The organism is Diaphorobacter sp. LI3, from assembly GCF_022807955.1.
GTDB classification, from domain to species: domain Bacteria; phylum Pseudomonadota; class Gammaproteobacteria; order Burkholderiales; family Burkholderiaceae_C; genus Diaphorobacter; species Diaphorobacter nitroreducens.
On sequence record NZ_CP094346.1, the window covers coordinates 1,275,666 to 1,296,078 of the forward strand.

At 69.8% G+C, this 20,413-nt stretch carries 13 protein-coding genes; 11 read left to right on the top strand and 2 right to left on the bottom strand.

The genetic code is table 11. From position 1 onward, the window contains the following. Positions 1-55 precede the first annotated feature (55 nt). A complete protein-coding gene (locus tag MRB47_RS05945; protein WP_252102186.1) occupies positions 56-1,030 on the top strand; it encodes a Bug family tripartite tricarboxylate transporter substrate binding protein in 975 nt (324 codons plus the stop codon). A gap of 89 nt (positions 1,031-1,119) precedes the next feature. Here the strand turns inward: MRB47_RS05945 and MRB47_RS05950 are convergent, their stop codons facing one another. Then, the gene (locus MRB47_RS05950; RefSeq protein ID WP_011806429.1) at positions 1,120-3,228 is read right to left on the bottom strand and encodes a catalase; all 2,109 of its coding nucleotides are present in this window, start codon (positions 3,226-3,228) and stop codon (positions 1,120-1,122) included. 228 nt (positions 3,229-3,456) lie between these two features. Here MRB47_RS05950 and MRB47_RS05955 point away from each other — a divergent pair, with 228 nt between their 5' ends. From MRB47_RS05955 to MRB47_RS05980, 6 genes are all read left to right on the top strand, one after another. After that, on the top strand, positions 3,457-9,477 hold the full coding sequence (locus MRB47_RS05955; protein ID WP_252102187.1) for an alpha-2-macroglobulin family protein: 6,021 nt from the start codon (positions 3,457-3,459) through the stop codon (positions 9,475-9,477). A 164-nt stretch (positions 9,478-9,641) separates the two neighbouring features. Further along, positions 9,642-10,682, top strand: coding sequence for an ABC transporter ATP-binding protein (locus tag MRB47_RS05960; RefSeq protein WP_015913999.1), 1,041 nt, complete (start codon positions 9,642-9,644; stop codon positions 10,680-10,682). Positions 10,683-10,775: 93 nt separating this feature from the next. Further along, positions 10,776-12,071: an ABC transporter substrate-binding protein gene (locus tag MRB47_RS05965; protein WP_015913998.1), complete on the top strand. Its 1,296-nt coding sequence runs from the start codon at positions 10,776-10,778 to the stop codon at positions 12,069-12,071. 13 nt (positions 12,072-12,084) lie between these two features. Continuing rightward, entirely contained in the window at positions 12,085-12,987 is a 903-nt protein-coding gene (locus tag MRB47_RS05970; protein ID WP_252102188.1) for a carbohydrate ABC transporter permease, read from the top strand. 148 nt (positions 12,988-13,135) lie between these two features. Continuing rightward, positions 13,136-13,957, top strand: a complete 822-nt coding sequence (locus MRB47_RS05975; RefSeq protein WP_011806423.1) for a carbohydrate ABC transporter permease — start codon at positions 13,136-13,138, stop codon at positions 13,955-13,957. Positions 13,958-14,027: 70 nt separating this feature from the next. Beyond that, positions 14,028-14,903 carry an endonuclease/exonuclease/phosphatase family protein gene (locus MRB47_RS05980; RefSeq protein ID WP_015913996.1) on the top strand — a complete coding sequence of 292 codons (876 nt, stop codon included), beginning with the start codon at positions 14,028-14,030 and terminating at the stop codon, positions 14,901-14,903. Between the two features lie 12 nt (positions 14,904-14,915). On the opposite strand, the gene MRB47_RS05985 is transcribed toward MRB47_RS05980, so the two are convergent. Further along, complete coding sequence (locus MRB47_RS05985; RefSeq protein ID WP_011806421.1) at positions 14,916-15,131, bottom strand: DUF3079 domain-containing protein; 216 nt, start codon at positions 15,129-15,131, stop codon at positions 14,916-14,918. Positions 15,132-15,275: 144 nt separating this feature from the next. On the opposite strand from MRB47_RS05985, the gene MRB47_RS05990 reads away from it, so the two are divergent. The 4 genes from MRB47_RS05990 to MRB47_RS06005 all read left to right on the top strand — a co-directional run bounded on the left by MRB47_RS05990 (position 15,276) and on the right by MRB47_RS06005 (position 20,271). Next, the gene (locus MRB47_RS05990) at positions 15,276-15,653 is read left to right on the top strand and encodes a YkvA family protein (RefSeq protein ID WP_103737410.1); all 378 of its coding nucleotides are present in this window, start codon (positions 15,276-15,278) and stop codon (positions 15,651-15,653) included. A gap of 78 nt (positions 15,654-15,731) precedes the next feature. Further along, positions 15,732-16,604, top strand: coding sequence for a methylglyoxal synthase (locus MRB47_RS05995; RefSeq protein WP_015913994.1), 873 nt, complete (start codon positions 15,732-15,734; stop codon positions 16,602-16,604). Continuing rightward, a complete protein-coding gene (pbpC, locus tag MRB47_RS06000) occupies positions 16,576-18,882 on the top strand; it encodes a penicillin-binding protein 1C (protein ID WP_252102189.1) in 2,307 nt (768 codons plus the stop codon). Before MRB47_RS05995 ends, pbpC begins: the two co-directional genes overlap by 29 nt. Positions 18,883-19,098: 216 nt before the next feature. Then, entirely contained in the window at positions 19,099-20,271 is a 1,173-nt protein-coding gene (locus MRB47_RS06005) for an L-lactate dehydrogenase (protein ID WP_411275733.1), read from the top strand. The last annotated feature ends 142 nt before the right edge of the window (positions 20,272-20,413 follow it).

Genomic DNA, 20,413 nt, shown 5'->3' on the forward strand with positions numbered 1-20,413 from the left:
GCAGGCGCGAGCAGCTCCTGAATTTGTATCGCCCTGCCGCCCCAGGAGAGCCACCATGAACCTGCACCGCCGCCACCTGCTGGCCAGCGCCCTTGCCGCCAGCGTGCTGCCGGCGTTGCCCGCCTGGGCCGACGGCACCAAGCCGGTGCGCATCCTGGTGGGCTTTCCGCCCGGAGGCGGCTCGGATGCCATCGCCCGCCTGCTGGCCGACAAGCTCAAGGACGTGCTGGGCATCCCCGTGGTGGTGGACAACCGCCCCGGCGCGGGCGGGCAGATCGCGGCGCAGGTGCTCAAGGCCGCGCCGGCCGACGGAACCACGCTGTTCCTCACGCACGACCACACCATCTCCATCCTGCCGCTGGTGGTGAAGAACCCCGGCTTCGACCCGGTGAGCGACTTCGTTCCGGTGGCGGGCTTTGCCACCTTCGTGAACGCGTTCGCCGTTTCGGGCGGCACGCCCGCGCGTTCGTTCAACGAGTATGTGCAGTGGCTCCAGGCCACGCGGGGCGGCCAGGGCGCGGTGGGCGTGCCGGCGCCGGCGTCCACGCCGGAGTTTCTGGTCAAGCTGCTGGGCCGCAAGTACCGGCTGGACTTGGTGGCCGCGCCCTACCGCGGCAGCGCGCCCATGATCGGCGACATGCTGGGCAACCAGATCGCGGCGGGCGTGGGATCGGTGCAGGACTTCATCGAGCACCACCGCGGCGGCAAGCTGCGCGTGGTGGGCGTGCTGGGCACGCAGCGCCAGGCCGCGCTGCCCGATGTGCCCACGTTCGACGAACTGGGCCTCAAGGGCTTCGAGGACCTGCCGTACTACGGCATCTACGCGCCGGCCGGCACGCCCGGCGCTTTCATCGCGCAGTTCTCCGCCGCACTGGCGCAGGTGCTGGCGCAGCCCGCGGTGCATGAGCAGCTCACCACCCTGGGTCTCACCGTGGGCCACATGGCGCCCGGGCAACTGGCCGCGCGCCAGAAGGCCTACACCGCAGCCTGGGCACGCATCATCCGCAACAGCGGCTTCACGGCGCAGTAGGCGTGCAGTAGCCGCGCGGTAGGGGCGCGGTAGGGGCGCGGTAGGGGCGCACCCCGGCCGCTGCCCCGCAGGCCAGCGCAGGCCCGCGTTCACGCCAGCGTGCGCACCTGCGGCTCGCGCGCCCACTGGCGCGTCTGCGCGGCGGCGATGAAGCCCTGCGCGTCGGCCGGGTCCACCACGCCCGCGTCGGGTTCGATGCCGCCGGCCTGCAGGATGGCCTGCGTGCCCTTGCAGGCAGCGATGGCCTTGAGGTGGCCGAAGGCGTCGCGGAACCAGTCCACCGCCACGGCCTCGCGCGCCAGCTGCGCGCCCATCTCCGGCGAGAGCACCGAGGCCACCGCGTCGAACACCGCCGACGGCGTGCCTGCCAGCTGCCCGTCGGCAGGCAACTGCGTGCCGTCCTTGAGCAGCGCGCCACCCACCTTGGGCGCGACGATCTTCACCTGCGCGCCCGCCTTCTCCAGCGCCTTGCGCAGGTTGGCCACGGTAGTGCCGTTGGAGCCGTCGGCCACCAGAATGCCCACGCAGCGGCCCTGCAGCGTGGGCTTCATGCGGTCGATGATGCGCAGGGCGGGCGAGGGCGGCAGGTCCTGCACCGGCACGGCCAGCGGGGGGGCGGGCGGCAGCTGCGGCAGCGCCAGGCCATCGGCCACGCGCTGCGCCAACTCCGTATCGATGTGCAGCAGATGGCCCACCACGCCTTCGCGCACATGCAGCGTCTGTACCTTGGACAGCTCGAACACCAGCGCCGACGCCAGGTGCGCCTGCTCCAGCGGGCTCTGGCTGCGGTAGAACATGCGCGCCTGGCTGTAGTGGTCGGCAAAGCTCTCGGGGCGGATGCGCCCCTTGCCGCTGCCCTCGTCGGTCTGCGCCACGTGCCGAAAACCCGCCGCCTGCGATGCGCGGGGCGAGTCGGCCTGCAGGCTGCTGGGCTCGTAGTTCACGCGGCCCTGCGGCACGAGCATCTGCATGTGGCCGTCGCGCTGGTTGTGGGCGAAGGGGCACTTGGGCGCGTTGATGGGGATCTGCACGAAGTTGGGGCCGCCCAGGCGCAGCAGTTGCGTGTCCAGGTAGCTGAACAGGCGCCCCTGTAGCAGCGGGTCGTTGCTGAAGTCGATGCCCGGCGGCAGGTTGGCCGGGCAGAAGGCGACCTGCTCGGTCTCGGCGAAGAAGTTGTCGGGCCAGCGGTTGAGCACCATGCGCCCGATGGGCCGCAGCGGCACCAGCTCTTCGGGGATGAGCTTGGTCGCGTCCAGGTGGTCGAAGGGGAACGTGCCGGCCTCTTCCTCGGTGAACAGCTGCACGGACAGCTCCCACTCGGGGTAGTCGCCCGCCTCGATGGCCTCGAACAGGTCGCGGCGGTGGAAGTCGTTGTCCGCTGCCTGCAGCTTCATCGCCTCGTCCCACACGGTGGACTGAATGCCCAGCTTGGGCCGCCAGTGGAACTTGACGAATGTGCTCTCACCCGCGGCATTCACCAGCCGGAAGCTGTGCACGCCAAAGCCCTCGATCATGCGCAGGCTGCGCGGAATGGTGCGGTCGCTCATGATCCACATCACCATGTGCATGGATTCGGGCATGAGCGAGATGAAGTCCCAGAACGTGTCGTGCGCGCTGGCGGCCTGCGGGAAGGCGCGGTCGGGCTCCATCTTCACGGCGTGCACGAGGTCGGGGAACTTCATCGCGTCCTGGATGAAGAACACCGGGATGTTGTTGCCCACCAGGTCCCAGTTGCCCTCGGGCGTGTAGAACTTCACGGCAAAGCCCCGCACGTCGCGCGGTGTGTCCACCGATCCGGCGCCACCGGCCACCGTGGAAAAGCGCGTGAACACGGGCGTGCGCGTGCCGACTTCGGTCAGTACCCGTGCCGTGGTGTAGTCCGCGAGGGAGTGCGTGAGCTCGAAGAAACCGTGCGCCGCGGAGCCGCGCGCGTGCACCACGCGCTCGGGAATGCGCTCGTGGTCGAAGTGGGTGATCTTCTCGCGCAGGATGAAGTCTTCCAGCAGCGCTGGCCCATGCGGCGAGGGGCGCAGGGTGTTCTGGTTGTCGGGCACGGCAATGCCCTGCTGGGTGGTCAGCACCGGGTGCTGGCCGGCGGCCTGCTGCTGCAGTTCTCCGGCATGGCCGCGGTAGCTGTCCGCATGGGCCGCGGCCTGGCGGGCGGGTAGGGGTTGCTTGGTGGCGGGGGTTCGTGGCATGGACGCTCCTTGGGCGAAATGGCGGTGGGTGTTGCACGGTGCCGCGCTGCGGCGAGCCGCCATGTTTCGCGCGGTTTTGCGGCGCCTGGGTAGGACTTGCGCCCCTTTGCGCGTCGTCATGCGCCACCGCGCGGGACGGTGTCTGCCCAGCCTGTAAGCGCATGCAACAGCCGCGTGGCGCATGGAGCGCTTTGATACGCTCGGCCAAAGCACTGCAGGGGGGATCTCTTGAATACATGGATACGGTGGGTTGCCGCGGGTGGCGCACTGCTGGCGGGCGGCGCGCAGGCGCTGCAGGTGAGCAGCTTTTCGCCCCAGGGCGAGGTGGCGCAGGTGCGCCAGGTGGTGGCGCGGTTTGACGCGGCCGCCGTGCGCTTTGGCGACCCACAGGCGCCGGCTCCCTTCACGGTGCAGTGCAGCGACGCCGATGCGGCCAAGGGCACGGGCCGCTGGACGGGCGAGCGCGAATGGGTGTTCGACTTCGCGCGCGACCTGCCGCCGGGCGTGCGCTGCACGGCCACCGCCAGGTCGGGGTTCAAATCGGCCTCTGGCGCAGAGCTGTCGGGCGCGAAAAGCTATCAATTCAATAGTGGCGGCCCGTTTGTCCAGCGCATCCTGCCCGGCACCTACCAGTCCATCGACGAGGAGCAGGTGTTCGTGCTGCAACTGAACGGCGCGGCCACGCAGGACAGCCTGCGCAGCCATGCCTGGTGCGCGCTGGACGGCGTGGGCGAGCGCGTGCCTGTGCGCCTGGTCGAAGGTGCGCAGCGCGGCGACATCCTCAAGGCCCTCGGGCTGGACAAGCGCGCCGCGCAGGCGCCGCTGCAATACGCCACGTTGGCATGCAACCGCCGCCTGACCTCGGGCACGCGCATGCAGCTCGTCTTCGGCAAGGGCGTGGCCACGCCCAGCGGCGTGGCGAACACGGTGGAAAAGCGCTTTGCCTTCCAGGTGCGCGAGCCCTTTGCCGTGGAGTTCCAGTGTGAGCGCGAGAACGCCCAGGCCGCGTGCCTGCCGATCCGCCCCATGGTGCTGTCGTTCAACGCACCCGTGTCGCGCAAGGTGGCGGCGGGCATACGTCTGAAGTCCAGCTACGAGACGCTGCTGCCGCGTTTTGAGGGCGAAGGGGAGGGCACGGCCGCGCAGCCGGGCGACACGCTGGTGAACGCCGTGCGCTTCGGCGTGCCGCTGGCCGAGAGCACGTCCTTCACGGTGGAGCTGCCGGCGGACTTTCGCGATGCCGCGGGGCGCGCGCCGCGCAATGCGGCGAGTTTCCCGCTCAAGGTGGCCACGGGCGGCATGCCGCCGCTGGCCAAGTTTGCGGCGGCGCCTTTTGGCATCGTCGAGCGCTTTGCCGAAGGCCCGGCCGAGGACCACCCGCCCGCGCTGCTGCCCGTGACGCTGCGCAAGGTGGAACCCGCGCTGCGCGTGCAGGGCCTGCAACCCGCGTCCACCCCCGAGGCGCCGGCAGGCCGGGTGCGCACGCTGCAGCCCGGCGGCGATGCGGAGATCGTCGCCTGGATGCGCAAGGTGCGCCGCTACCACGGCGCGCTGGTGGAGCGTGGGCAGGCCCGCCGGGACGGCGTGAGCACACTGCCCCAGCCGCTGCAGGGGCAGGAGAACAAGGAGTACGTGCAGACCCGCATGCTGTCGCTGCTGGCCGGCCAGAGCGGCGCCAAGGCGCTGGAGCTGCCCCGCGCCGCGGCAGCGGACCCGCGGCCGTTCGAGGTCGTGGGCATACCGCTGGCGCCGGGTTTCCATGTGGTGGAGGTGGCGTCGCAGGCGCTGGGCGGCGCGTTGCTGGACGAGCGCCACGGCGCCGGCCGCACCATGTATGTGCGCACGGCGGCGCTGGTGACCAACCTGGGCGTGCATTTCAAGCTGGGCCGCGAGAACGCGCTGGCCTGGGTGACCACGCTGGACAAGGGGCAGCCCGTGCAGGGCGCGAGCGTGCGCGTGTCCGATTGCCGGGGCCGCCTGCTGGCCCAGGCGCAGACCGATGCGCAGGGTATTGCGCGCTTTGACGGACTGTCGCCCGAGCCGCCGCGCTGCGGCGACGCAGACGGCTACGACGACTACGGCGATGGCTCGCAGGCCTACTTCGTGAGCGCGCGCCACCGCGGCGCGGACGGGGTGGAGGATCTGGCCTTTGCCTGGAGCGACTGGCAGCGCGGCATCGAGCCCTGGCGTTTCAACCTGCCCACCAGCAGCGACCCGCGCCCGGATACCGTGGCCCACACCATCTTCGACCGCACGCTGCTGCGCGCGGGCGAGACCGTGTCCATGAAGCACGTGCTGCGCCTGCAGAACCGTCAGGGCTTTGCGCTGCCGCAGGAGCGGCCGTCGGAACTGGCGATCACCCACGTCGGCAGCGGCCAGCAGTTCACCCAGCCGTTGCAGTGGCGCAAGACGGGCACGGGCGGTCTGTCGGCCACCAGCGAGTTCGCGGTGCCGCCGGCGGCCAAGCTGGGCCTGTACCAGGTGGAACTGCGCGGCACTGACGTCAATGGGGGCGAGCGCTCGTTCGAGTCCGGGAGCTTCCGCGTGGAGGAGTTCCGCCTGCCGGTGCTGGAAGGGCGTATCGCGCCCGCGGACAGCAAGCCGCTGGTGCGCGTGCGCTCGGTGCCGGCCGACGTGCGGGTGGGCTACGTGTCTGGCGGCCCTGCCGGCCAGTTGCCAGTGCGGGTGTCGGCCATGGTGCGCGGCAAGTTCCTGCAGTTCGGCGACTTCGACGCCTTCAGCTTCCAGCCGCCCCGCAAGCGCGGCGCGCAGGCGGACGATGACGACGAGGAGCCCGCGGCGCGGCAGGACACGCGCGTGGTGGCCGACAAGCTGGCGCTCACGCTGGACAAGAGCGGCGCGGGTCGCGTGACCATCGAAGAACTGCCCCCGGCCCGCCAGGCGCAGGACCTGGTGCTGGAGGCCACCTATGCCGACCCCAATGGCGAGGTGCAGACGGTGCGCAGCACGCACACGCTGTGGCCGGCCGCCGTGGTGGCGGGCGTGAAGACCGAGGGCTGGGCATCGGCTGCGAGCCGCGTGCGCTTCCAGGCGCTGGCGCTGTCGCTGCAGGGCCAGCCCCAGGCCGGTGTGCCCCTGGCCGTGCAGGCCATCGCGCATGTCACCACCACCAGCCGCAAGCGCATGGTGGGAGGCTTTTACAGCTACGACAACAAGACCGAGACCAAGGACCTGGGCACCGTGTGCACCGGCAAAAGCGACAGCCGCGGCCTGCTGCTGTGCGACGCCAAGCTGGACGAGCCCGGCGAGGTGGAGCTGGTGGTCACCGCGCGCGACAAGGACGGCAACGAGGCCCAGGCCGCGTCCTCCGTCTGGGTCACGCGGCGCGGCGAGCTGTGGTTTGGCGGCGAGGACCATGACCGCATCGACGTGCTGCCCGAGAAAAAGAGCTACCAGCCCGGCGAGACGGCGCGGCTGCAGGTGCGCATGCCGTTTCGCCATGCCACGGCGCTGGTCAGCGTGGAACGCGAGGGCATCATCGACACGCGCGTGGTGCAGCTCAATGGCCAGGACCCCACGGTGCAGGTACAGATCGGGCAGGACTGGAGCCCCAACGTCTACGTGAGCGTGCTGGCGCTGCGCGGGCGTCTGCGCGAGGTGCCCTGGTACAGCTTCTTCACCTGGGGCTTCAAGGCGCCGCGCGAATGGTGGAACGCCTTCTGGTACGAGGGCCGCGAGTACGTCGCCCCCACGGCCATGGTGGACCTGTCCAAGCCCGCCTACCGGCTGGGCGTGGCCGAGCTGCGTGTGGGCCATGCCGCGCACCAGATCGCGGTGCAGGTCAAGGCCGACAAGGACAGCTACCCGGTGCGCGGCAAGGCGCAGGTCACCATCACCGCCACGCTGCCGGACGGCAAGCCCGCTGCCGGCGCCGAGGTGGCGCTGGCCGCCGTGGACCAGGCGCTGCTGGAGCTGATGCCCAACACCAGCTGGAACCTGCTGGAGGCCATGCTGCAGCGCCGGGCGTGGGGTGTGGAGACTTCCACCGCGCAGATGGAGATCATCGGCCGGCGCCACTACGGCAAGAAGGCCGTGCCTGCGGGCGGCGGCGGCGGCCACACGGCCACGCGCGAGCTGCTGGACACGCTGCTGCTGTGGCGGCCCGCCATTCAGCTGGACGCGAACGGCCGGGCGCAGGTGACCGTGCCGCTTAACGACGCGCTCACCACCTTCAAGGTGGTAGCGGTGGCGGATGCGGGAACGGGCCTGTTCGGCACCGGTGCCACGCAGATCCGCGCCACGCAGGACCTGCAGATCATCAGCGGCCTGCCGCCGCTGGTGCGCGAGGAAGACCAGTTCCGCGCGCAGCTCACGCTGCGCAACACCACCAAGGCGGCGATGAAGGTCGAGGTCACGCCGCGTGCCACGCTGCTGCAGCTGGACCAGCAGACCGTGGAGATCCCCGCAGGCGAGTCGCGCGAGGTGGCGTGGTCCGTCACCGCGCCCGCGCAGCTGGCCCAGACGCGTGCCCAGGCGCTGCTGTGGGAGATCGAGGCGCGCGATACGGTGAGCGGCGCGCGCGATGCGCTCAAGGTGACCCAGCGGCTGGTGCCGGCCGTGCCGCTGGCCGTGCAGCAGGCCACGCTGGTGCAGCTGGACGGCAGCTTCCAGACCGAGGCGGCGCCGCCCGCCGGTGCGCTGCAGGGGCGCGGCGGCCTCAAGCTGGCGCTGCAGCCCCGGCTGGCCGAGGGCCTGCCCGGCGTGCGCGACTGGTGGGCCAACTACCCGTTCGCCTGCCTGGAGCAAAAGGCCAGCAAGGCCATCGGCCTGCGCGATGCCGCACTGTGGCGCAGCGTGGCCGCGCAGATGCCCACCTACCTGGACGGCGACGGCCTGGCCTATTACTTCCCGCCGAGCGAAGGCAGCGCGAACCGGGGCAGCGACACGCTCACCGCCTACCTGCTGGCCGCCACGCACGAAGCGGCCGCGCTGTACCCCGAGTTCACGCTGCCTGTCGAAGTGCGCGAGGCCATGGAGCGCGGGCTGACGGCCTTCGTGGAAGGGCGCATCCAGCGCGACTTCTGGAGCCCGCGCAAGGATCTGGACCTGCGCAAGCTGGCGGCCATCGAGGCGCTGTCGCGCACGGGCCATGCCCCGGCGCGGCTGTTGGAGAGCATCACCATCGCGCCCAACCAGTGGCCCACGCATGCGGTGATCGACTGGGTCAACGTACTCAAGCGGGTGCAGGGTGTGCCGCAGCGCGAGCAGCGCCTGGCCGAGGCGATGCAGATCCTCAAGGGCCGCCTGTCCTACCAGGGCACCAAGCTGCTGTTCAGCACCGAGCAGCAGGACTACTGGTGGTGGCTGATGCAGAACGGCGACGTGAACACCGCGCGCCTCATGCTGGCCGTGCTGGACGACCCCGCGTGGAAGGACGACATGGGGCGCCTGGCCAGCGGCTTCATCGCGCGCCAGCAGGGCGGCGCATGGCACACCACCACGGCCAACCTGTGGGGCGGGCTGGCGCTGGAGAAGTTCAGCGCCCGTTTCGAGTCCACGCCGGTGGCCGGCACCACCCGCGCCACGCTCGGCGGCCACAGCGCCAGCGTGGACTGGGCCAAGGTGGAGCCGGCCAAGGCCAGCGACGCCACGGGCGCCGCGCACCAGACCCGCTGGTTCGGCGCGCCAGCGGCGCCCGGCATGCTCAAGAACAACGGCATGTTCCTGCCGTGGGGCACGGGCGCTGGCGCGGCGCAGCCGCTCGTGGTCACGCACCAGGGGCCGGGCAAGCCGTGGCTCACGCTGCAGTCGGTGGCGGCCGTGCCGCGCCAGCAGCCGTTCAGCGCGGGCTACACCCTCAAGCGCACGGTCACGCCGGTTGAGCAGGCCGACAAGGCACTGCCCGCGGGCAGCTACTCGCGCGGCGACGTGCTGCGCGTGACGCTGGAGGTGACCAGTACGGCCGACATGACCTGGGTGGCGATCACCGATCCCATCCCGGCAGGGGCGACCATCCTGGGCAGCGGCCTGGGACGCGACTCCGAGATCGCCACGCAGGGCGAAAAGCGCGAGGGCCGGGGCTGGCCCGCGTTCGAGGAACGCGGCTTCGAGTCCTTCCGCAGCTACTACGAGTACCTGCCCAAGGGCACGGTGACGATGCAGTACACCGTGCGCGTGAACAATGCGGGCGACTTTGCGCTGCCGCCCAGCCGCGTCGAGGCACTGTATGCGCCCGAGATGTTCGGCGAGGCACCGAATGCACGGGTGAAAGTGGTGCAGCGCCCGTGACTATTCAATGCATAGCTGCTGGCGTTTGATGGACGGGCGTTAGCGGCAGTTTTGGTGTCGCACCGCCACGGACCGATCGACGGGCCGTGGCGGGCGGGCGGGTGGCCCGCCGCGGCGTGCGGGTGCGTAACGCCAGCGTCACAAGCGGTCCCTACACTGCCGCGATGTCACTGATCGAACTTGATGCGGTTGCCAAGTCCTGGGGGAGCACCACGGCATTGCAGTCCATGAACCTGCGCATTGAGCCCGGTTCTTTCTGCGTGCTGCTGGGACCCTCGGGCTGCGGCAAATCGACCACGCTGCGCATCATCGCCGGGCTGGAGTCACCCACGTCGGGCAGCGTGCGCATCGACGGGCAGGACGTCACGCAGCTGCCGCCGGCGCGGCGCGGCATCGCGATGGTGTTTCAGAACTATGCGCTGTTTCCGCACCTGAGCGTGGCGCAGAACATCGGCTTTGGACTGGCGGTGCGCAAGGTGCCCAAGGCCGAGGCCGCGCAGCGCGTGGCGCAAGCCGCCGAGCTGCTCGGCCTGGCCCCGCTGCTGGAGCGCCGACCCGCACAGTTGTCCGGCGGGCAGCAGCAGCGCGTGGCGCTGGGCCGCGCCCTGGTGGCCCAGGCCCGCGTGTGCCTGATGGACGAGCCGCTGTCCAACCTGGATGCGCAATTGCGCCAGGAGATGCGCACCGAGCTGCGCGAGCTGCAGCAGCGCCTGGGCCTCACCGTGGTGTACGTGACGCACGACCAGGCCGAGGCCATGAGCATGGCTGACCAGGTGGTGCTGCTGCACCAGGGGCGTGTGGAGCAGTGCGCGCCGCCGCGCGATGTGTACGCCGCGCCCGCTTCCACCTTTGCCGCGCGCTTCATCGGCACGCCCGCCATGAACCTGGTGCGCCTGGAACAGGGCCGCATCGCGGGCACCGATATCGCCGTGGGTCGCACGCAGGCGCACTGGCTCGGCCTGCGTCCCGAGGCCGTGGCCCTGGACGATGGCAGCGGTGGGTCGAGCGGCGTGGCCGCCTCCGTGCACAGCCAGGAATACCTGGGCGCGGATGCCGTGCTGCGCTGCGCTATCGGCACCGAATTCATCACCGTGCGCGCGCCGGGGCAGCACGCCCCCGCAGCCAACGGCCAGGGTGTGCGCCTGCGGTGGTGCGGGCACGACCAGCATTTCTTTGACGCCCAGGGCCAGCGCCTGGCGGCTTGAGCCACTTCTTACACAGCCTGCGCCGCATGCGCGTGCACGGCGCTGCCTTTCGTTTCCTCTCCCCACTCTTTCCAGACCTCAGGAGCTTTCGCAATGCAACGCAAGATGTTTTTGAAGACCTTGGCTGCGCCCGCCCTCGCGGCCATGGCGCTGTGTGCCGTTACTGCCCATGCGCAGGCCCCGGTGGAGGTGCCGTTCTACTACCCCGTGGCCGTGGGCGGCCCCATCACCAAGGTGATCGACGGCTACGCGGCCGATTTCAACAAGGCGCATCCGCAGTACAGGGTGGTGCCCATCTATGCCGGCACGTACCAGGAGACCATCGTCAAGGCGCTCACCGCGCACAAGTCCGGCAAGGCGCCGGCCACTTCGGTGCTGCTGTCCACCGACATGTTCACGCTGATCGACGAGGACGCCATCGCCCCCATCGACGACTTCGTGAAGACCGACGCCGACCGTGCCTGGATCAAGGGCTTCTACCCGGCCTTCATGGCCAACAGCCAGACGGGCGGCAAGACCTGGGGCGTGCCGTTCCAGCGCTCCACGGTGGTCATGTACTACAACAAGGAGGCCTTCAAGGAAGCCGGCTTGGACCCCCACAAGGCGCCCCAGAACTGGAAGGAACTGAAGGAAGCGGCGCACAAGCTCACCAAGAAGGACGCCAGCGGCAACGTGACGCAGTACGGCATCCAGATCCCGTCCACCGGCTTTGCCTACTGGATGCTGCAGACGCTGACCACGCCCAACGACGTGCTGCTGGCCAACGGGGCCGGCACCCAGGTCACCTTCGACCACCCCAAGGTCATCGAGGCGCTGGACTTCTGGGTCAACCTGACCAAGGAAGGCGTGCACCCCAAGGGCGTGGTGGAGTGGGGCACGACGCCCAAGGACTTCTTCGAGAAAAAGGCCGCGATCATCATCACGACCACGGGCAACCTGACCAACGTGAAGAACAACGCCAAGTTCGACTTCGGCGTGGCCCAGATTGCCGGCAACCTGCGCAAGGGCTCGCCCACGGGCGGCGGCAACTTCTACATCTTCAAGAAGGCGCCACAAGAGCAGCAGCAGGCCGCGTTCGAGTTCGCCAAGTGGATCACCCAGCCCGAGCGCGCTGCGCAGTGGAGCATGGACAGCGGCTACGTGGCCGTGTCGCAGGCCGCCTATGACACGCCTGCCCTCAAGAAGTACGGCCAGGACTTCCCGCCCGCGCTGGTGGCGCGCGACCAACTGCCGGTATCGGTGGCCGAGTTCTCCACGCACGACAACCAGCGTGTGACCAAGGTGCTCAACGACGCCATCCAGGCCGCGCTGAACGGCACCAAGACCTCGGCGCAAGCGATGAAGGACGCACAGCGCGAGGCCGACCGCATCCTGCGCAGCTACAAGTAAGGGCGAGCCTCCCATGCCGGTGATGCGCAGCACGCCGGATGCGGGCAGCAGCCAGCGTGCCGTGCACGCCTGGCTGCTGCTGCTTCCGGCCCTGGTCCTGTTGGTGGCCTTCACGCACTGGCCCACGCTGGCCACGCTGATCGACAGCTTCCATTCCACGCCCCGCGGCGGCCGTGCGGGGGTGTGGGTGGGGCTGGAGAACTATGCGGCCATGGTGGACGACCCCGTGTTCTGGCAGGCCGTGCGCAATAACCTGTGGTTCGCTGGCGCGACCATTCCGCTGTCCATCGGCCTGGCGCTGATCATGGCGCTGTGGGTGAATGAACGCATGGCGGGACGCACGTGGGTGCGCATGGCGTACTTCACACCCACCGTGCTGCCGATGATCGCCGTGGCCAACATCTGGCTGTTCTTCTACACGCCGCAGTACGGGCTGCTGGAGCAGATCACCAGCCTGCTCGGGCTGCCGTCGCGCAACTGGCTCGGCGACCCGGCCACGGCGCTGGCCTGCGTCACGGTGGTGGCGGTGTGGAAGGAGGCGGGCTTCTTCATGATCTTCTACCTGGCCGCGCTGCAGACGCTGAACCCCAGCCTGAAGGAGGCCGCGGCCATCGAGGGCGCGTCGCGCTGGTACTTCTTTCGCCGCGTGCAGTGGCCGCTGCTTATGCCCACCACGCTGTTCGTGCTGGTCAATGCCGTGATCAACGCCTTCCGTCTGGTGGACCATCTCTTCATCCTCACGCGCGGCGGGCCGGACAACGCTTCCACGCTGCTGCTGTACCACCTGTACGAGGTGGGCTTCAAGTTTTGGGACACGGGCTATGCCGCGGCGCTCACGGTGGTGCTGGTGGTGGCGCTGGCCGGCGTGGCGCTGGTGCAGTTCTTCGTGTTCGACAAACGGGTGCATTACCAGTGAAACACCCCCCTGAGCGGCTGCGCCGCTTCCCCCTTCTCTCACGCTGCGCGTGGGAAGGAGGACGCTGCCCGTGCGGTGGGGCGGCCCTTGCACGGCGGCCCTGGCTTAGGTGGTGCCGGTTTCATCCCTTAGGAGGGCGCGACGCGCCATGAGAACCAATACGCTGTACCAGGTCACCCTGCTGGACACCCTGGCCGCCTGGACGCTGGCCCTGCTGTGGCTGCTGCCGCTGGCCTATGCGGTGTGGACGGCCTTTCACCCCGCGGAGTACGCCACGCGCTTCGATCTGCTGGCGCCCTGGACGCTGGAGAACTTCCGCCGCGCCTGGGAGGCCGCGCCCTTCGCGCGCTACTTCCTCAACACCACCGTGCTGGTGGCGATGATCCTGGCCGCGCAGCTGGTGCTGTCCACGCTGGCGGCCTATGCCTTCGCGCGCTATCGCTTTCGCGGCCAGAACGTGGCCTTCGCGCTGGTGCTGGTGCAGCTCATGGTCATGCCCGACATCCTGCTGGTCGAGAACTACAAGACCATGGGCCGCCTGGGCCTGGTGGATTCGCTGGTGGCCATCGGGCTGCCGTACTTCGCCTCGGCGTTTGCCATCTTCCTGCTGCGCCAGACCTTCATGGGCATTCCCAAGGAGCTGGATGAAGCCGCGCGCGTGGAGGGTGCCAGCGCCCTGCAGATCCTGTGGCGCGTATACGTGCCGCTGGCGCGGCCGGTGTACACCGCCTTTGCGCTGGTGTCGGTGAGCTTTCACTGGAACAACTTTCTGTGGCCGCTCATCATCACCAACAGCGTGGAATCCCGCCCGCTCACCGTGGGGCTGCAGGTGTTCTCGTCGGTGGAGCAGGGCGTGGAATGGTCGCTCATCACCGCGGCCACGCTGATGTCCACCGCGCCGCTGCTCATCGGGTTCATACTCTTTCAGCGCCAGTTCGTGCAAAGCTTCATGCGCGCGGGCATCAAGTAGCAATTCAAACCAAATCAGCCTCCAGCGCCCGTGCAGCAAGCGCGAACAGCTCTGTTTTCAGGAGTAAACCATGCAGCTCGTCACCTGGAACACTCAGTGGTGCCGCGGCCTGGACGGCCGCGTGGACCCCGCGCGCATCGTGCAATACGCAGTGGCGCTGGGCGACGTGGATGTGCTGTGCCTGCAGGAGATCGCGGTGAACTACCCCGGCTTGGCCGGTTCGCCCGGCGACCAGGTGGCGCAGGTGCAGTCCGCGCTGCCCGCAGGCTGGCAGGTGTTCTTTGGCGCGGCGGTGGATGAGTGGACCGCCGCGGGCCGCCAGCGCTTTGGCAACCTGATCGCCACGCGCCTGCCCGTGCTGCAGCTGCAGCACCACCCGCTGCCATACCCGCCCGATGCCGGCGTGCGCAGCATGCCGCGCCTGTGCAGCGTGCTCACCGTGCAGGACCCCGCATTGGGCCCGGTGCGCGTGATGACCACGCACCTGGAGTACTACTCCAAGCCCCAGCGCATGGCGCAGGCGTTGGCGCTGCGTGCGCTGCACCTGCAGGCCTGCGCGCAGGCTGCGCAGCGGCCGCAGGGCCTGGCCGACGGCTCGCCGTTCCAGCCCAAGGCGCACACGCCCCATGCCGTGCTGTGCGGCGACTTCAACCTGCAGGCGCACGAGCCTGAATACGCCATGCTGGCCGCTGCGCTGGCGGACGAGGAGGGCGCGACCGCGGGTCAGGCAGGCCAGCCCCCGTTGTGGGATGCATGGCGACTGCTGCACCCCGGCGCGCCGCAGCCGCCCACTTTTTGCGTGTTCGACCAGACCTATGCGCCGCAGCCGCTGGCCTGCGACTTCATCTGGGTCAGTGATTCGCTGAGGAGCCGGGTGCGCGCGGTGCGGGTCGATGGCGTGACGCAGGCATCAGACCACCAGCCCGTGCTGCTGGAGCTGCAATGAGTGGCCGCGCGGTCAGGCTGGCTGTGATGCGGCGGGCTGCTGCTGTGCAGGCGCCTCGCCGGCAGAAGGCGGCTCCCACTCGGCCCAGTCGGGGCCGAACAGCTCCGCCGGATGCTGGCTGCGCTCCGATCCGTTGCCGCACTGCATGGCATCGGCGGCGCAGTAGCGGTCGCAGCCCCAGCACGTGCGCTCGGGATGTGCGGGGTTCAGCGGAAACTTCTTGGCCATGGGGCAGGGGAGGGGGTCGAAGGGGGAATGCAGCCACTGTCGTCACCCGATCCCAGTGGGGTTTTGATGTACATCAAGCCATTTCCGCGCGGGGCAGTTCGTACGATGCAGCCCTTTGGATGAATCCCCCCGCCTGAACACGCCATGGGACTGCTGCAAACCGCCAAGCAATGGGCACGTGCGCTCAAGCGCGACGTGCTCGTCGTCTACCTGGCTGCGCGCGACCCCCGTACCCCATGGGCGCTGCGCCTGCTGGCGCTGGCCGTGGCTGCCTATGCGCTGAGCCCCATCGACCTGGTGCCTGATTTCATTCCCGTGTTGGGCTATCTGGACGACCTGCTCATCGTGCCCCTGGGCCTGGCGCTGGTGCTGCGCCTGCTGCCGCCGCCGGTGCTGCTGGCCGCGCGCGAGCGTGCCGCGCGCATGCTGGCACGCCCGCGCAGCTGGCTGGCCGCGGCGATCATCGTCATGCTGTGGGTGCTGCTGGCTGTGCTGCTCTTCGCCTGGTGGCGTGGTCGGTAAGGCCGCGGCAGCGGTGGCGTGTGCGGCTGCGACTATGCTCGGCAGTTGTCCCTCTTCTTCGTCTGAAAGCCTTTGTACATGCTGATGGGTCTAGCCGCCAACCGTTTGCACCACCATACCGAAGACGGTGCGCTGTTCGCCTTCCTGCGCGCCTGCGAGGCGGGCATACGCGAACTGCGGCTGGGCCTGCACACCGTGGGCCGCACCCATGATGCGATCGCCGCCGCCGGCATGCTGCAGGGCTACCGGCCGCTGGTGCGCTACCCCTATGGGCGCGAGGGCGGGTTGATGAAGCTCGTGGCCGAGGTGGTGGGCATGCCCGAGCCGGGCCGCACGCTGGACGGCGCCATCTACCTCATCGACCCGGTGGACCCGTCGTCCATCTTCCCGGAGGCGCTGGCGCTCAAGCGCCAGTGCGTGATCCACGGCAAGCCGTTCCTGTCCACCGTGGCCAGCGCGCGCGACTGGGTGGAGATGGAGCGCATGCATGCCGGCCTGCCGGCCGACCGCAACGCCGACCGCTTCCATGACTACGGCGCGCAGACGCTGGCGCTGATCGCCCACGATGCGATGAAGTCCGCCATGCTGGACTTTGCGGCGCGCAACTTCGAGCTGCTCTCGCGCTTTCGCCAGCGCGTGGCCACGGGCACCACGGGCCAGCGCCTGAACGAGCTGGCCTGGGCGCGCGGCTGGCCCGCCGATACGCCCTGGGTGCAGCGCTTCAACAGCGGCCCGCTGGGCGGCGACGCGCAGATTGCCGACTGGGTGCTGCAGCGGCGCTGCCACCGCGCCATCTTCTTCGAGGACCCGCATGTGGCGCGCCAGCACGAGGCCGACATCCAGTTGCTGGAGCGCGCAGTGACCACCGCCACGCACGACGCGGTATGCACCACCTCGCCCCAGGTGGCGCAGCGCTGGTGCGATGCGGCCGCGCTGCGCGCCACGCGGTGATGCGCCTGTGAGGTGGCGACGCGCCCTCGCGGCGGCGTGTCTGGCGCTGGCCAGCACCGTCAGCCTGGCGCTGCCCACGTTCGATGAGGTGCGCGCCGATTTCCGCTCGTCCGAGACCCTGGTGCTTTCGCGCGAGGGCGAGGTGCTGCAGCGCCTGCGTACCGACGCCACCGTGCGCCGCGGCCAGTGGCTGGGCCTGGCCGATGTGTCGCCCGCGCTGCGCCAGGCGCTGGTGCTGAGCGAGGACCGGCGCTTTTACGAGCACAGCGGCGTGGACTGGGCCGCGGTGTCGGCCGCCGCCTGGGGCAACCTGTGGAACCAGCGCACGCGCGGCGCCAGCACGCTGACCATGCAGCTGGCGGGGCTGCTCGACGGCCCGGATGCCGATTTCTTGCGCCAGGGCCCCGGTGGGCGCAGCGTGCCGCAGAAGCTGGGGCAGGCCGTGGCCGCACAGGTGCTGGACCGACGCTGGCGCAAGGACCAGATCCTGGAGGCGTACCTGAACCTGGTGCCGTTTCGCGGGGAGATCGTGGGCATCGACGCGCTGGCGCGCACGCTGTTCGGCAAAGCCGCGCACGGCCTGGATGAGCGCGAGGCCGCCGTTGCCGCGGCCCTCGTGCGCGCGCCCAATGCGCGGCCCGCATTGGTGGCCCGGCGCGCCTGCGGCGTGCTGCGCGATATGCGCCGCGCGGGTGGCAGCGGCACGCAGGGGTCTGATTGCGACGCGCTGGATCTGTTCACCACCGCCGCGCTGCAGCGCCGTGCCTTCGACGCCAGCGAGGGGATTGCTCCGCACTTCGCACGCCAGCTGCTGCGCCAGGCTGGGCGCACGCAGGAGCGCGTGTCGCAAGATGGTACATCGCGGGATGGCACTGCCGCGCAGCGCGTGCGCTCCACGCTCAGCGCGCCGCTGCAGCGCATGGCGGTGGACACGCTCACGCGCCACCTGCGCGAGCTGCGCGGGCGCAACGTGGAAGACGCCGCGCTGGTGGTGCTGGACAACGCCACGGGCGAGGTGCTGGCCTGGGTGGGCTCGTCCGGCCCCTTGAGCCAGGCGGCCGAGGTGGATGGCGTGCTGGCCCTGCGCCAGCCCGGCTCCACGCTCAAGCCCTTCCTGTACGCGCAGGCGATTGCCGAGCGGCGGCTCACGGCCGCCTCGCTGGTGCACGATTCGCCCGCGCACATCGCCACCGCCGGCGGGCTGTACATCCCGCAGAACTACGACCGCCAGTTCAAGGGCTGGGTGTCCGCGCGCACCGCGCTGGCCGCCTCGCTGAACGTGCCGGCGGTACGCACGCTGGTGATGGTGACGCCCGACGCCTTCTTCGAACAACTGCGGCGCCTGGGCCTGCCGCTGCCGGAGTCAGGCGGCTACTACGGCTACAGCCTGGCGCTGGGCAGCAGCGAGGTGCCGCTGCTGCACCTGACCAATGCCTACCGCGCGCTGGCCAACGGCGGGCGCCTGAGCCCCGTGGCCTATGCGCCCGCGCAGCGCCCGGTGTTCACGCCGGCGCTGGATGCCGGCGCGGCCTTCATCGTGGGTGACATCCTGTCGGATGCCAACGCGCGCGTGCGCACTTTCGGCACCGACAGCGTGCTGGCCACGCGCTTCTGGACGGCGGTGAAAACCGGCACCAGCAAGGACATGCGCGACAACTGGGCCGTGGGCTGGTCGCAGCGCTACACCGTGGGCGTGTGGGTGGGCAACGCCAGCGGCGCCGCCATGCATGACGTGAGCGGCACCAGCGGCGCAGCACCCATCTGGGCCGAGGTCATGGGCTGGCTGCACCGCAGCACGCCCAGCCGCGCGCCGCGCCCGCCACAGGGCCTGGTGCGGCAGGCGGTGCGCTTCGGGCCGGGCGACGGCGGCCAGCCGCTGGAGGGTGCGCGGCAGGAGTGGTTCATGGGCGGCACGCAGCAAGCGTTATTTGCTATCGAAAGTGAAGCTGGTGGCGCAAGCGAGACGGGCGCTACAGGCACAAATGATGCAAATCCTGAAGCGGTAGCGGCGCGCATCCTGGCGCCGGCGTCGGGCACCGTGGTGGCGCTGGACCCGGACATTCCGCCCGCGCACCAGCGCCTGCAATTCACGGCGGGCGGTGTGGGCCGCGCGGCGGTGCGCTGGCGCATCGACGGGCGGATGGCCGGCAGCGGCGCGCAGTGGGCATGGCTGCCTTGGCCGGGCCGCCACAGCGTGGAGCTGGTGGACGCCCAGGGCAAGGTACTGGACCAGGTGCAGATCGAGGTGCGCGGCGCGGGCGTGCGCGCGCGGCGCTGACGCAGCGGCACGTGCGAGCCCGGCGCCTGGCGCCCGCGCCCGCGCTGCAAAATTTTCACAGCGCGCTCAAATCCTTCAAGCACGCGGCGCCGGGCTGGGACTACGATCCACGCTTTTCCGTCAACGCACTCACCAAGAGCCTGCCGGACTGGGAAGGCGCCGGCCATTCGCTGGCGCTCCAGGCGCGGCACGCTCGCACAGCCCGAGGGATTTGCCGTGGCCGACCTGTCCAAAATCACCTGCATCGAAGACCTGCGCGTGGTCGCTGAACGCCGCGTGCCGCGCATGTTCTATGACTACGCCGACTCGGGCTCCTGGACCGAGGGCACCTACCGCGCCAACGAAGACGACTTCCACCCCATCAAGCTGCGCCAACGCGTGGCCGTGAACATGGAGGGTCGCAGCACCGCCACCACCATGGTGGGGCAGCAGGTCAAGATGCCCGTGTGCATCGCGCCCGTGGGCCTGACCGGCATGCAGCATGCCGACGGCGAGATCCACGCCGCGCGCGCGGCCGAGAAGTTCGGCATTCCGTTCACGCTCTCGACCATGAGCATCTGCTCCATCGAGGACATTGCCGAAAACACCAGCGCGCCGTTCTGGTTCCAGCTGTACATGATGCGCGACCGCGATGCGATGGCCCGCATGATCCAGCGCGCCAAGGACGCCAAGTGCAGCGCCCTGGTGCTCACACTGGACCTGCAGGTGATCGGCCAGCGCCACAAGGACATCAAGAACGGCCTGACCGCGCCGCCGAAGCCCACGCTGGCCAACATCCTCAACCTCATGACCAAGCCCCAGTGGTGCTTGGGGCTGGCCGGCACGCGCCGGCGCACCTTCCGCAACCTGGTGGGGCATGTGAAGGGCGTGTCGGACATGAGTTCGCTCGCCGCCTGGACCAACGAGCAGTTCGACCCGCGCTTGTCCTGGGCCGACGTGGCCTGGGTGAAGGAGCAGTGGGGCGGCAAGCTGATCCTCAAGGGCATCATGGTCGAGGAGGACGCGCGCCTGGCCGTGCAGCACGGCGCAGACGCCATCGTGGTCAGCAACCACGGCGGGCGCCAGCTGGACGGCGCGCCGTCCACCATCCATGCGCTGCCAGCCATCGTGGATGCCGTGGGCACGCAGACCGAGGTGTGGATGGACGGCGGCATCCGCAGCGGCCAGGACGTGCTCAAGGCCTGGGCGCTGGGCGCGCGCGGCACCATGATCGGCCGCGCCATGGTGTATGGCCTGGGCGCATTCGGCGAGGCGGGCGTGACCAAGGCGCTGCAGATCCTCCACAAGGAGCTGGACGTGACCATGGCCTTCTGCGGCCACACCAACATCCAGAACGTGGGCCGCTCCATCCTCGTGCCCGGCACCTATCCCACCGCGCCGCAGAGCTGACGCGTACTATTGTTTTAATAGCTGCTGGCGCTTGGTAGATAAGCGCTAGCGGCCGATTTGGCTTCGGGTATTCAGGATGGCCATCGCCATGGGCTGAGGCGCCCCTCGCCAATCGCAGGGGCTGCGCGGCGATGGCGCTGGC